This is a genomic window from Bernardetia sp. MNP-M8, from assembly GCF_037126285.1.
Taxonomy (GTDB): domain Bacteria; phylum Bacteroidota; class Bacteroidia; order Cytophagales; family Bernardetiaceae; genus Bernardetia.
Map to the genome: position 1 here is coordinate 822,952 of NZ_CP147012.1, position 14,117 is coordinate 837,068.

Genomic DNA, 14,117 nt, shown 5'->3' on the forward strand with positions numbered 1-14,117 from the left:
ATTTTGAGATAAAATATACCAACTCAACAAACTGCTTCATTCCACGAAAGCATTGTCAAATACGAAGAAGGCAGGTCTCCTGACTTGTATCATTTTTACCGTCCTTCCCGTTTTTGACAGTGGACAACAAGGATAAAAACTATTGAGATACTTACAGTTGCGGGACAGCTTGTGATTTGCACACAATTCCCTATTAATTTACGTAACGTAAAACCTTTTTCGCTTGATAAAGAAATTATAACAAAGAACTATAATTCAGTATCAAAGGTAGTAATAAAATTTAATTCTACATCTATTTTATTTAAGCCAATGGACTAATCACTCGTCTAGCATGTCGATACGCTTTTTGCCAATATTCGTATCTAAACAAAGGCTCTTCGACAACTCCTCTTGATGTAGAAGTATGAATAAATTCCAAATCATCTCTACTATCACCTGTTTTGGTAATAATTCCGACATGGCTAATACGATTTGGGTCGCTTCCTGTGGCAAAAAAAACCAAATCCCCAGTTTCTACATTATCTATAGAAACGTCTACTCCACTTACAGCCTGCGAACGTGAATCTCTTGAAAGCTCTATACCTGCTTCTTTGAAAGCCAAATGAGTAAGTCCAGAACAATCCAAACCATTGCTAGAAACTCCTCCCATCACATGCTGTGTTCCTAAATAAGTACGAGCTGCTTCAATTGCTTTTTGTGCGATAGCATCATGATTTCCAGAAACATTATCTGAAATATGTCCCTCTGAATGTGTATGAACAGTAGAGTTTGGATTCGCTAAAGTTTCAGCTTGATAACGAGTAAAAATTTCATCAAAAAGTTCTTTATGAACTCGCAAATCAATGACTGCTTTTACTGTCTTTCCATTTTCTTGAATAAATTCGATTCCTTTCATAATTGAGATTCTCTAAGATTTTAGCCTACGAATGTATAGTTTATTTAATTTTGAAAGATACTAATTTACAAATTGAATTGATATAAATCAAACTTTTAAAAAGGTAGTCCTGATATGGTAGAAATAGAAATAAGAAGCTATAATAAAGAAAAAAGATAATTGTATACAAATTTCAAAACTATTGCTTTTAATCAACCGTTAGTGAATTGATAGTAAAGATATTATCAAAACTAAATTATAAAAAACGATAGCTATATATAAAATTTTATGGAACGCAAATCACAAGACAACATACCCACTAGCAAAGTACAAAGAGCTGCCAAGTTTGCTAAAACAGGAGTAAAATTAGGTGCAAATTACGTAAAACACTATGCTAAGAAAACAATAAACCCAAATCTTAGTCGTCAAGAATTAGATGATGCTAATGCTAGTGATGTATATGATACATTGAGTGAATTAAAAGGAAGTGCTTTGAAGGTAGCACAAATGATGTCGATGAGTGAAGGAATGCTTCCAAGCGCATACAGTGAAAAATTTAAAATGGCTCAATATACTGCGCCCCCTTTATCCTTTCCATTGGTTGTCAAGACATTTAAGCAGTATTTGGGGAAAAGTCCGAATGATATTTTTGAGCAGTTTGACAAAGAGGCAATGAATGCAGCCTCTATTGGACAGGTTCATAAAGCAAAAATTGGAGACAAAACTTTTGCTGTCAAAATTCAATATCCAGGAGTAGCTGAAAGTATAGATTCTGATTTGAGGATGGTAAAACCATTTGCCATGCAGATTTTAGGACTTAGCGAGCGTGATTTGGAAATTTACATGAAAGAAGTAGGCGACATGCTAAAGTCTGAAACCGATTACAATTTAGAATTAGCACGCTCACAGAAATTAGCTAAACTGACAAAAGAAGCTGTTCCAAATGCTATTTTTCCTGAATACTATCCTGAATATTCATCAGAAAGAATTCTGACAATGGATTTTTTGGAAGGAATGCACCTAAAAGAGTTTTTGGCTACCAATCCGACACAAGAAGTAAAAAATAAAGCTGCTCAAACGCTTTGGGATTTTTATGATTATCAAATGCATGTCTTGAAAGAAGTTCATGCAGATCCACATCCAGGTAACTTCTTGATGAAAGAAGATGGCAGAGTTGGTTTTATTGATTTTGGAGCAGTAAAAGTTATTCCAGAAGAATATTATTTGCAGCATTTTAGTATTATGGAAAAAAATATATTGGAAGATGATGCTCAATTAGAAACGGCTTTTGAAGGATTAGGATTTTTGATGGAAGACGATACACCACAACAGCGAGAATTTTTTAAAGGTGTTTTCAAGGAATTATTGTCACTTTCTATGAGACCTTTTCATAGTGATACATTTTATTTTGGAGATAAAAAATACTTCAATGATTTGAATGAGTTTGGAGAGCGTCTTTCTAAAATGCCTGAGCTTCGTAACTCAAAACAAGCAAGAGGTTCACAACACTCACTTTATTTAAATAGAACTTATTTTGGTCTATATTTCTTATTGCACGAACTTAATGCTACCGTAAATACAGATTCATATTGGTATAAAAATAAAGAAGCATAATTTTATTTTGAAATAACAGAACATAGAAGTTGTTTAAGAATGGGATTTGTGGATATATTTGTTGGTGTCGCTAAGCTAAAACACCAACAAAGGCTTTGGAATAATTTTATTTTGAAATAGCAGGACATATTTAAGCCTATCAAATTCTTTTGAGTTTGATAGGCTTTTTTTGTGTAGTTGGCGAATTCAGCTCTTCAAAACTGAATAGAATTTAAACAATAAAAAATATTCTAGCGCACAATAGATATATATCCTGTAATTGGTTTTAAAGAATCACTAATTCTGATTCTATAATAATATGTTCCTTCAGCGAGTTTCATTCCATTGAGAAGTCCATTCCATTCTGTTTTATAGCCATTTTTTTGAGTGAAAAGTATCTTACCTGTTCTATCAAAAATTTCTATATCAGCATTTGGATAACGCTCTAAAAACGGAACTTGCCAAGTATCATTTGTACCATCGTTGTTAGGAGTAAATGTATTAGGAATTCCTGCAAAACAATCTCCATTTATTTCTACAAAAACGGTGTCAGCCGAACATTCATCAGCTTGGTAGATTATTTTATACATTCCTTGTGCAGATGTATTCAGATAAATTTCTCCACTCAAAGAGTCTAATTCAATTCCTGTATCATTTGTAAAGAAAAAGCCATTTTTTACTCCTGAAATTGTAGGTTTTGGATTAATTTCTAGCTTACAATAACTATCATAATCGTAACTAAAACGGGAATCAACAGGTTGTTGGCGAGTTAAAAAGTTTGATACAGTAAACTCACAACCATTTGCATCTGTGATTCTGACCTCATATTTTTCGTTTTCATTTGGTTCTAAAGCCGAAATTTCATTTGTATTGATGGCAAGAGTATCTCTTTGATATGTCCAAACAGTTTGATAAGGTTCTGTTCCTCCTGTAATTAGTAAAGAAATTGCTCCATTATTCAACTCTGAATTACAGGTTGGTTCTTTAATAATAAAATTACCTTCTAATTTTTGAGGTTCTGCAACTTCAATAAGTAATGAATCCTGACAGCCCAAATCATCAATTACTTTTACTTTATAATTTCCCTTCTTGAGATTTTCTAAAGAACTATTTGTACTTCCATTTTCCCACAGAATTTGATAATCATCAAAAGCTCCTGTGATTTCTAGTTCAATTTTACCATCATTTCCACCAAAACAAGATACATTGGTAGTTTTGGCTTCCACTTTTAGATTTGAAACTTCAATTAAAACTACATTGCTATACTTTGCATCACAGTTGTAGAATGAATTAGGAGTTACTTTTCTTCTAAAGTAAGTAGAAGTAAATAACTCTTGAGGTTGATAATTGAGTGTGGTGTCTAAATCTGTCCAATTCAAACTATCTATAGAAGATTGCCACAAATACGTGTGTCCAACCAAAGAAGAATCCCCTGTCAAGAGGCTAGGATTTTCCTCTCTACAAACTCGTTGAGAAGAAGAAATAATATTGTTTTTTACTCCTGCAAAATTTATTCTGACAGTATCCACCACTGTACAAAATCCATTATCTACCCAAACAGTATAAATACCTTCTTCTGAAATGGTTATGCTTGGAGTCGAATCCCCTGTACTCCATAGGTAGTCAATTCCTGTTTCGGTAGCAATAAGTTGATATTCAAATGGTTCACAAAAAGTAGTATCTTTAAAATTCTCATTTGGAAAATTATTATCAGGAACAGTAAATTCTGTAACAATTGCTTTTTCAGAAGTTAGAATTAATCTAGGAACACTATCATTTTTTACTTTTACATAATATGTACCTATTCGTTTGGCAGCAAAAACAGAATCTGTTGCATTTTTGATAGAGTCTCCATTAAAAAACCATTGATATTGATTAAATTCTCCTCTTGTTTGCACTTGCAAATAACAAGGTTGAATAATTGGAATATTTTGTTGAGGAGAGTAAGTAAAATTAGGAATTTTCTTTATATGACCTTCCAAATCTCCAAAAGTCAGGTTATTATTACTAACATTGATGACTTGTAAGCGTGTCAAAGAATCTATATTTTCTATTGATGAGAACTTATTTCTACTCAAATCTAATGTTCTGAGAGTAGAAGAAGGAGTAAAGAAAGAACGTGGTATTTCTCCTTCCAAACTATTTGTAGAAGCTCTAAAAGTTTGAATTTTGCTCATATTTCCTATTTGAGCAGGCAGAGTTCCTTCAAATTTATTGGCAGAAATATCAAAAGAAGTAAGAGAAACAATAGAAGCTACCTTTATGGGAATTTGTCCTTTGAGTTTATTATTATTTAATTTTATTGTAGCTAAATTTTTCAATGTATAAAATTCTATTTTATCAAAATCTTCTAAATTATTATATGATACATCTAAATAAGTTAGATTAGGAAAATAATCGAAAGAACCTACAGAGGTTTCTGCACTATTGAGAAGCTTGGTTTGAAAAAGATTGTACGACAAATCCAAATAGCTAAGTTTGCTAGGTAAATTTAAGCCAACAGGCAAAACATCTTTAAATTTATTACGAGAAAGAATTAATGTTTTTAAAGAAGGAGAATAATAAAATCGTATAGGTATTGTGCCTGAGAATGAATTATTTGATAAGTTGCAAGTTACTAATTTAGGTAAATTAGTGATAGGCAGAGGAAGTTCTCCTGAAAGTTTATTATTTTGTAGTAAAAGTGTTTGTAGGTTTTTTAAGTTTGAAATCAGCGCACTAATATAGAGTTTGTATTCATTGTTTGATAAATCTAAATAAGTCAGTTTGCTCAACTCATACAACAAACGTGGTAATACTCTATTTCTTCCTAGTCTATTTGAAGCAGCTGACAAAACTCTTAAATTTGGCATAGCTGAAACAATAAGCCCCAAATCGGAATCAAACGCATTAGAAGCTAAATAAAATTCTTCTAAGAGCGTTAAGTTTGTCAATGAAGCTGGTAAAGCACCCGAAAAACGACAACTTGAAATATTAAACGTTTTAAGTTTTTTGAATTCTCCAAATTCGTTTTGCATTCTTCCATTAAAACTATTGGAGTTTATATATAACTCTTGCAAATTAGTCAATAAGAAGAAACCTGTTGTATCTGAAATAGGCGCAGTAAATCCATTTTGAGACATATCAAGATAGGTAAGTTGGCGCATTTGTCCAAATATAGAAGGTACATTTCCATAGCTTTCTTTGTATTTAGTTCCTGCCATACTAAAGACTTTTAACTTATAAAGCATAGTAAGCATTTCCAAAGAACCTGTCAGATTATTAAAAGAAATATTCAAACTTCTTAATTCAGAAAGATTGCCTAATGAACTTGGAAGACTGTCAGTAAGATTACGTCTACTAAAATTAAGACCAACCACACGCTGATTCTGTACTGTTACACCATTCCAAGTCGTGATTTTTTGATCTAACTTCCAAGTATTAATCCAACCAGAACCATTAGTAGATTGATAAATATCTACCAAAACTAAAGAATCGCTTTCTATAACAGTCATTTGTGCAAAACCATATATAGAAAAAGAGAGATAAAAAAATAGAACAAATAAAAGAGTAAATAAATATTTTTTCATTTTACATTTTGTAGAAAAGGGGAAAAAAAATAATTAGTTGATAGAATTTAAATAGAGGAAAATATATTTTGATATATTTTGAAACAATATGATAATTTCAAATAAAATAAACTTAAAATCAATGCTACTAGCACGGCTGTAACTTTTAAGTGTATATTACAAAATTCCCACCAATATTTATGTTTTTTTATAAAGACAAAATTCTTTCTAAAAAATAGTAAAGACTTTATGTCTGTTGCGTTTTTTTAGAGTTTAAAACTAAAAATTTCTTTTTTTGTTAAAATGCTCATTTATTATTTAAATGAATTTGGGATTAGAAATACTATATGTCACCATTGAGACATCGCAAACAGCAAAAAGAATTATTTTATAACGAAACCATTGTCATTGTCGCAAAGAAGATTTATTAGAAAGATTGAAAAGCGATTAGTATCAAAAGTTTTCTCTACAACTTGAAATATTGTAATTTATCAGTAAAACAAGTAATTTAGCTTTATTGAATAATAAGCTATACTGATTTTGTAAATCGTAATTTTTAATTGATATGACCATACACAACGCAACCGAAAAAGGTGCAACACCCACAGGAATAAAATTAAATACAAAAGGCTGGCAACAAGAAGCCGTTTTGAGAATGCTCTACAATAATCTTGACCCAGATGTAGCCGAAAGACCAGAAGACTTAGTGGTTTATGGTGGAATTGGAAAAGCTGCTAGAAACTGGGAATCTTTTGATTTGATTGTAAAGGCTCTAAAAAATATGTCTGATGAGCAAACACTTTTGATTCAGTCGGGAAAGCCGATTGCCATTTTACCCACTCACAAAGATGCTCCTCGTGTCTTGATTTCGAATTCTATGCTTGTTCCTCGTTGGGCAACTTGGGATCACTTCAACGAATTAGACAAAAAAGGTTTGATGATGTACGGACAAATGACAGCAGGTTCGTGGATTTATATTGGAACACAAGGAATTGTACAGGGAACGTATGAAACCTACGCCGAATTAGCAAGACAACATTACAACGGAACACTCAAAAATACGCTTAATGTTACGGCAGGACTTGGTGGAATGGGTGGAGCGCAACCACTTGCAATCACAATGAACGAAGGAGTTTGTTTGGCTGCTGAAATGGAAGAATGGAGAATAGACAAACGCTTAGAAACTCGTTATTTAGATGAAAAGTATTTTGATATTGATAAAGCCATTGATGCAGCATTAGAATATAAAAAAGAAGGCAAAAACAAATCTATCGGTGTCGTTTGTAATATCATTGATTTACTTCAAAGATTGATTGATAGAAATATTACTCCTGACACGCTTACCGACCAAACATCTGCTCACGATGCTTTAAACGGCTATTTTCCAGAAAATATGAGTGTTGAAGAAGCCAATACATTAAGAGATGCAAACCCAAAAGATTATACCGAACGCTCACTAGATACAATGGCGCACCACGTAAAACAAATGTTAGAGCTTCAAAAGCGAGGTGCAATTACATTTGATTATGGAAATAACCTAAGAGGACAAGCATTAGACCAACGCAATGTAAAAAATGCCTTTGATTTCCCCGGATTTGTTCCTGCTTATATTCGTCCTTTGTTTTGTGAGGGAAAAGGCCCTTTTCGTTTTGTGGCTCTTTCGGGCGATGAACAAGATATTTTTGAGTGTGATAAGGTTTTGTTAGAATTATTCCCTGAAAATGAATCGTTGCACCGTTGGATAAAAATGGCACAAGAACGCATTGCTTTTCAAGGTTTGCCAGCTCGTATTTGTTGGTTGAGTTTGGGAGAACGACAAAAGGCAGCTTTAGCATTTAATGAGCTTGTCAAAAATGGAACGCTAAAAGCTCCTATCGTAATTGGAAGAGACCATTTGGATAGTGGTTCGGTGGCTTCTCCAAACCGAGAAACCGAAGCGATGCTAGACGGTTCGGATGCTGTGGCAGATTGGCCTATCTTGAACGCCCTTATCAATACGGCTGGTGGTGCGACGTGGGTTTCGATACATCACGGAGGAGGCGTAGGAATGGGATATTCTATCCACGCAGGAATGGTTATTTTGGCAGACGGAACAAAAGAAGCTCACGAAAGACTCAAACGAGTTTTACATAACGACCCTGCTATGGGTGTGCTTCGTCATGCTGATGCAGGTTATCAAAAAGCCTTAGAATGGGCAGAAGAATTTAATCTGAATTTGAAGAAGAATTTGGGGTAGATTCTTTTCTTTTTTAGTGAAAAAGCAGTTACTTTTTGGGTAACTGCTTTTTTGTTTTATGCTTCATAATACTCTACAACATCTAATATTTCTTTCTCATAATTATAAATTTCATCTATTGATACAATAGAATGTTTTGTTTCATTTTTATTTTCATCAAATACACTTAAATACTTTTTAGTTGCTGAATTCAGATATAATCTACAAATAGGTTTTCTATTATTATCATCTAATAAAACACCAAAATAAGATTGTGTATCTCTATGTGCAATACGTTCAATAGGTAATTTTCTTCTAAGAATAGCGACAATTACTCTATAAGCATCTAACTCTTCTTCTGTGGTATCTATTTTACTAACTTCTTCTTCAATTACTTCTTCTGCCTCTTGTTCTTTTTCTGATTCAGCTTCTTTATTTAAAGCTGCGTTCAATCTACTATTAACTCTTTCACTAAGCATCTGACTAAATGCTTTTTGAACTAACTCTGTAAACTCTTCCATAACAGAAGCTGTCAATCTTCCTGAATAAACTTTATTTGCAAATAGTTTCACAAACTCTGGAGAAGGAGATTGAATTTCTTTGCTTATAGCATTTCTTATTTCTCTTGAATATTTTAATGAACTTGCATTATTAAATATCTTATCTACATCAAAGTTAGATTTGTGAAATTTTTCTATTTCCTTTATTACACTCTCTTTCAAATCTGTAAGATTAAATTCTAAAAATGGTTTTTCATCCATTTTATTAGATTCTTCTAAATCTGTATAAAACCTATACTCAATACCATTTGTAAGTAATGAAAACTTTGTTTTAGTTACATGAAAGTAACGAAATAGTTGAGAACCATGTATATCTAACTTTTGCTTCCAATTTTTGCATTCTATTATCAAAATAGGAACATCATTTTGAAAAATTGCATAATCTACTTTTTCGCCTTTTTTTAGCCCTAAGTCGGCTGTAAACTCAGGAACAACTTCAGTTGGATCAAAGGTATCATAACCTAAAAGATTGATGAATGGAAGTACAAAAGCATGTTTTGTCGATTCTTCTGTTTCTATTCTATCTTTTAATTGTTCAATTTTATCAGCAAGAGCTTTGAGTTTATTTGCTATTTCCATAATATAATAATTGTAGTTAGTTGGAAGTCAGGTCTTTTTTTACAATTATACATTTTTTATTAGACTTTTCAACACAAATTTTTTTTTTTCACTATAAAGTAAACCTTATCACAGTTTGTATTAAGGTAGTTCAGACATCTTGTCTGAACACAAAAAACACTATTTTATCCTATTCAACAGTCTGGAAGACTGTTATACAAAAATATACTCTAAAACTTCTTTTTATCAAAAAAGTGTTGTTTCAATACAAATGACTTTTTTTTAGTAAGACTAAATGTAATAAAATTATCAACCCTATATTAAATAAAGATAGACGATCTACAAATGTTCCATCAAACTCTATCTAGTGTATATTTATTCTTGAAACTCTTCTCTAATTTTCATCAATATTTTTCCAAGTTTATTTTTTCCTTTTCCATCTAATCCATCTCCCCAATAATCATCATTTTCGGTATGTTCGACAAGGATAGCATCTTGTGTAGATAGTAATAATTCTTTCAAGTCTTCATGCTGAGTAAACTTTGCCTTAACAGCTTCGTACATAATATTATCTTTCATATTATCCCAATTTTTACGCATTTTCACCTTTCTAGTTCTTCCCATTTCTGCTGCTTTCATGGGACTTGATGCCTTTCTAATGTTGTTTTCATATTCTGTTCCAGAAAATTTTTGAGCGTGAAAATAGTGTTCAGAAGTTTGCCAAATTTTGCCTTTTATCTTGATGGGGTATAAAGCAAAATTAGAAAACTGTCCGTAGGCATTGCTTACACTATAAAAAAATATACTATCGTTTTCCATTTTTCGATAAGTTAGGAGAGAAGAAGATATTTATGAAAATAACAAGAGAAAACATATCACATATATATAATAACAAGCGCAATAGAATTCATAAGCACAACCCATGAATTATCCTTCTTTTGGCTTTTGTAATAAAATGTTTGAGATATTCTTTTGCCTACTCTTCTTGATTTCTATTAAAGTTCTGTTCTAAATTTTCTACTTCAAAGGATTTTATAGGTTAATTTTTAAATTCTCTTTAGAAATAGATTACTTGTCTACTTCCTCAAAAAGCGTTTCAATCTCTATCTCAAAACCATTCAAAACTTTAGATTGTACTTTTCCAACTTTCTTAGCTTCTGAAAAAAGTTTGTACTTTCCTTCTTCATTCAAAACTTCTACTTTTACTTCACGTTTCTTAGGGAAAATCTGCCAGTATTCTGTTACTCCTTGTGTTTCATAGATTTTGTGTTTCATTTCTCTTTCCTTTTTTGCATTAGAAGGCGACCAAATTTCTACTACCAAATTAGGAGCTTCTTGTACTTTTTTATTTTCTATGATATGATAACGACTGACAGCAATAAAAATAATATCAGGTTGAAACAAATTATCTTCATCAAATTGAACATCAATAGGCGCATAAATAATTTTTCCTGCTTTATGTTGGCGCACAAAAGTACCCATTTGAAAACCTAATTCTTCAGAAATAGCTTGATGGTTGAAATTTGGAGAAGGCATAATAAAAAGTTGATTTTGAATAATTTGTACGCTTACTTTTAAATCTTGAGGAAAATAGGTTTCAATATCAGAACTTTTCCAAATGTGTTTTTTTGGAAATAAAGCTGCATATTCTTCAATCTCCTCAACTGTATAATCCGATTTTTGAGTAAGTGGAGAAGGTAAAGGTTGTGTACTTCCGTTTTTATTATTTACTTCTTCTTTTCTAAAATCTATTTTTAATGCTTCTAAAAGAGGAATTAATAGTTTTTCCTGTTCTTCGGTAAGCTCAAGTTGGTAATTATTCATTTTTCTCTATTTTTAATCAGGCTGATTAATTTCTATATTTTCTTTTAATAAAGATAAGGAAAATATAAAACTTTGTCAGTAGTTTTTCGGTAATCCGAAGCAACTCTGACAATAGTTGAAAATTAAACTATTGACAGCCTTCTGAAATGACTGTCAAAGTTTACAAAGTTTGATTCAAAAAAAAAGCAACATTTCTAGTTAGACTAAAAATGTTGCTTCCTACATGTAACCGTCGTTGAGGCGTTGCCGTCAACGAGGTTTTAATTACTTATACAAAATCTCAAAACCTTGTTCTACTACTTTATCCAGTCCAGATAAATCTTTTCCTCCTGCTGTAGCAAAGAAAGGCTGTCCACCTCCTCCACCTTTGATATTTTTAGCTAAATCTTTCACAATTTTTCCAGCATTCAAGCCTTTTTCATCTACTAATTCTTGAGAAATAGTAACAGCGATTTGTGGTTTGCCTTCAATATCAGCAGCCAAAACAGCAAAGAGATTTTCTACTTCGTTTTTGAGTTCGAAACTAAGATTTTTGAGCGCATCAGCAGACGGAATAGAAATTTTTTGAATCAAAATATTTATTCCATTTTCATTCTTTATTTCATTCAAAAGATTTTTCTTGATATTTTTAGCTTCTTTCTCTTGAAATTCTTGAATCTGTTTTTGAAGGATTGCATTTTGTTCTACTAAAGAATTTACATCCTCTTTTAGGTTTTTGTTTCCTTTTACTATCGAACGAATTTCTTTGACAAGTTTGTTTTGTTCTTGAATCCAATTATAGGCTTTTTCTCCTGTCAGAGCTTCCAAACGACGAACACCAGAAGCTACCGAACTTTCAGAAATAATCTTGAAGAAACCAATTTTTCCAGTTGCCGAAACGTGCGTTCCTCCACAAAGCTCAACTGAATATTTTTTATCAAACATAACTACACGAACCGAATTACCATACTTTTCACCAAAAAGAGCCATTGCACCCATTTCTTTGGCTTCGTCTATTGGCGTGTTTCTCATTTCTTGAAGCTCAATATTTTCTCTAATTTTTTGATTGACAATAGTTTCTACTTTTTCAATTTCTTCGTCAGTCATTTTAGAAAAATGAGAAAAATCAAAACGCAAAATATCTTCAGAAACTAATGAACCTCGCTGCTGAACATGAGTTCCCAAAACAGAGCGCAAAGCTGCATGTAAAAGGTGTGTTGCAGAGTGGTTATTTTCAGTCGAACGTCTTAGTGTTTCACTTACAATCGCTTTATAATTTGCTGTAAAATTAGAAGGTATTTTTTTTGTGATATGAACAATCATATCATTTTCTTTCTGTGTATCAATGATGCTAATTTTTTCTCCATTATTTTCATTATCTGAATCAATGGCTTGAATATAACCTCTATCTCCAACCTGTCCACCACTTTCTGCATAAAAAGGAGTTTGGTCAAGCACAATTTGATAGAGTGTTTTGCCTTTTTGAGTAATTTCTCTCCATTTTACAATCTTTGCCTTTGCTTGAAGTGTATCGTAACCCAAGAAATCAACATTTACACTTTTGTCTTCTTGGATTTCGTGCCAATCCGATTTTTCAGAAGAAGCATCTTTTTGAGAACGTTTTCTTTGTTCATTTAAAGCCTTTTCAAAACCAACTGTGTCGATTTTCATTCCTGCTTCTCTTGCCATCAAATCTGTTAAATCATCAGGAAAACCGAATGTATCATATAATTCAAATACTTCTTTTCCATCAATTACATTTCCCTTTGTACGATTTTTCACCTCTTCAAAACGCTTAATTCCATTTTCTAAAGTACGTAAAAACGAATTTTCTTCTTCTTTTACAACTCTTGCAACAAAATCTTTTTGAGCGTCTAATTCTGGGAATGTATCGTCAAACTGTTCTGCCAAAATATGCACTAACTCAAACAAAAATGGCTCTTTCAAATCCAAATAAGTATAGCCATAACGAACAGCACGACGCAAAATACGACGAACGACATAACCTTGTTTGTTGTTGGATGGAAGTTGTCCGTCTGCAATCACAAATGAAATAGCACGAATATGGTCAGAAATAACACGAATGGCAATATCTGTTTTTTCATCTACACCATACGAAATGCCACTAATCGCCTCAACCGTTTTGATAAGAGGAGTAAAAACATCAGTATCATAATTGGATTGTTTGCCTTCGATGGCACGCACCAAACGCTCAAACCCCATTCCTGTATCTACGTGTTGCGAAGGAAGTTTTACAAGAGATTTGTCAGCCTTGCGCTCAAATTCCATAAAAACGTTATTCCAAATTTCGATAACTTGTGGGTGGTCTGCATTTACTAGCGTTTTTCCATCTACATCAAAACGTTCTGCATCAGTACGCAAATCAATATGAATTTCTGAACAAGGACCACAAGGACCTACATCGCCCATTTCCCAAAAATTATCTTTTTTATTTCCGTACAAAATACGGTCTTCTCCTCCTAAAATCTGTTTCCAAATTTCGAAAGACTCTGTATCTAAAGCTAGTTTATCGTCTTTATCACCTTCAAAAACAGTTACATACAAACGTTCTTTTGGTAATTTATAGACTTCTGTCAAGAGTTCCCACGCCCAAGGCAAGGCTTCTTTTTTGAAATAATCGCCAAACGACCAGTTTCCTAGCATTTCGAAAAATGTATGATGGTAGGTATCAATTCCTACATCGTCCAAATCGTTGTGCTTACCAGAAACACGAAGACATTTTTGGGTGTCTGTAATTCGTTTGGAAGGAGGATTTCCATTTCCTAAAAAATAATCTTTAAACTGTGCCATTCCAGAATTGATAAACATCAGCGTAGTATCGCCTTTTGGAATAAGTGGCGCAGAATCAACAATTAAATGCTGTTTTTCTTGAAAAAAATTGAGAAAGGTTTGGCGTACTTCTTTAGCTGTCATGTTTATATTTTTGAGGTCGCTCGTAGGGATAC

8 protein-coding genes and 1 riboswitch are annotated in these 14,117 nt (G+C 32.5%); of the genes, 2 read left to right on the top strand and 6 right to left on the bottom strand.

The window, feature by feature from the left end:
• Positions 1–51: 51 nt before the first annotated feature.
• Positions 52–233: riboswitch (cobalamin riboswitch) on the bottom strand.
• Positions 234–301: 68 nt separating this feature from the next.
• Positions 302–895, bottom strand: coding sequence for a C40 family peptidase (locus tag V9L04_RS03570; protein ID WP_338792700.1), 594 nt, complete (start codon positions 893–895; stop codon positions 302–304).
• 267 nt (positions 896–1,162) lie between these two features.
• Between V9L04_RS03570 and V9L04_RS03575 the strand changes: the two genes are divergently transcribed.
• The gene (locus V9L04_RS03575) at positions 1,163–2,488 is read left to right on the top strand and encodes an AarF/ABC1/UbiB kinase family protein (protein WP_338792701.1); all 1,326 of its coding nucleotides are present in this window, start codon (positions 1,163–1,165) and stop codon (positions 2,486–2,488) included.
• Between the two features lie 230 nt (positions 2,489–2,718).
• On the opposite strand, the gene V9L04_RS03580 is transcribed toward V9L04_RS03575, so the two are convergent.
• A complete protein-coding gene (locus tag V9L04_RS03580) occupies positions 2,719–6,036 on the bottom strand; it encodes a leucine-rich repeat domain-containing protein (RefSeq protein WP_338792702.1) in 3,318 nt (1,105 codons plus the stop codon).
• A gap of 544 nt (positions 6,037–6,580) precedes the next feature.
• Here V9L04_RS03580 and hutU point away from each other — a divergent pair.
• A complete protein-coding gene (gene hutU / locus V9L04_RS03585; RefSeq protein WP_338792703.1) occupies positions 6,581–8,251 on the top strand; it encodes a urocanate hydratase in 1,671 nt (556 codons plus the stop codon).
• A gap of 56 nt (positions 8,252–8,307) precedes the next feature.
• Here hutU and V9L04_RS03590 read toward each other — a convergent pair whose 3' ends face one another.
• The 4 genes from V9L04_RS03590 to alaS form a co-directional block, all read right to left on the bottom strand.
• Positions 8,308–9,369, bottom strand: coding sequence for a type I restriction endonuclease (locus tag V9L04_RS03590; RefSeq protein ID WP_338792704.1), 1,062 nt, complete (start codon positions 9,367–9,369; stop codon positions 8,308–8,310).
• Positions 9,370–9,723: 354 nt separating this feature from the next.
• Positions 9,724–10,167 carry an NADAR family protein gene (locus V9L04_RS03595; RefSeq protein WP_338792705.1) on the bottom strand — a complete coding sequence of 148 codons (444 nt, stop codon included), beginning with the start codon at positions 10,165–10,167 and terminating at the stop codon, positions 9,724–9,726.
• 249 nt (positions 10,168–10,416) lie between these two features.
• Entirely contained in the window at positions 10,417–11,172 is a 756-nt protein-coding gene (locus V9L04_RS03600) for a Uma2 family endonuclease (protein ID WP_338792706.1), read from the bottom strand.
• A 264-nt stretch (positions 11,173–11,436) separates the two neighbouring features.
• The gene (alaS, locus tag V9L04_RS03605) at positions 11,437–14,085 is read right to left on the bottom strand and encodes an alanine--tRNA ligase (protein WP_338794182.1); all 2,649 of its coding nucleotides are present in this window, start codon (positions 14,083–14,085) and stop codon (positions 11,437–11,439) included.
• Positions 14,086–14,117: the final 32 nt, after the last annotated feature.

What these genes read in the sequence shown, in the direction of transcription:
- V9L04_RS03570 (WP_338792700.1), bottom strand. Translation starts at nt 895, where the DNA reads ATGAAAGGAATCGAATTTATTCAAGAAAATGGAAAGACAGTAAAAGCA.
- V9L04_RS03575 (WP_338792701.1), top strand. Translation starts at nt 1,163, where the DNA reads ATGGAACGCAAATCACAAGACAACATACCCACTAGCAAAGTACAAAGA.
- V9L04_RS03580 (WP_338792702.1), bottom strand. Translation starts at nt 6,036, where the DNA reads ATGAAAAAATATTTATTTACTCTTTTATTTGTTCTATTTTTTTATCTC.
- hutU (WP_338792703.1), top strand. Translation starts at nt 6,581, where the DNA reads ATGACCATACACAACGCAACCGAAAAAGGTGCAACACCCACAGGAATA.
- V9L04_RS03590 (WP_338792704.1), bottom strand. Translation starts at nt 9,369, where the DNA reads ATGGAAATAGCAAATAAACTCAAAGCTCTTGCTGATAAAATTGAACAA.
- V9L04_RS03595 (WP_338792705.1), bottom strand. Translation starts at nt 10,167, where the DNA reads ATGGAAAACGATAGTATATTTTTTTATAGTGTAAGCAATGCCTACGGA.
- V9L04_RS03600 (WP_338792706.1), bottom strand. Translation starts at nt 11,172, where the DNA reads ATGAATAATTACCAACTTGAGCTTACCGAAGAACAGGAAAAACTATTA.
- alaS (WP_338794182.1), bottom strand. Translation starts at nt 14,085, where the DNA reads ATGACAGCTAAAGAAGTACGCCAAACCTTTCTCAATTTTTTTCAAGAA.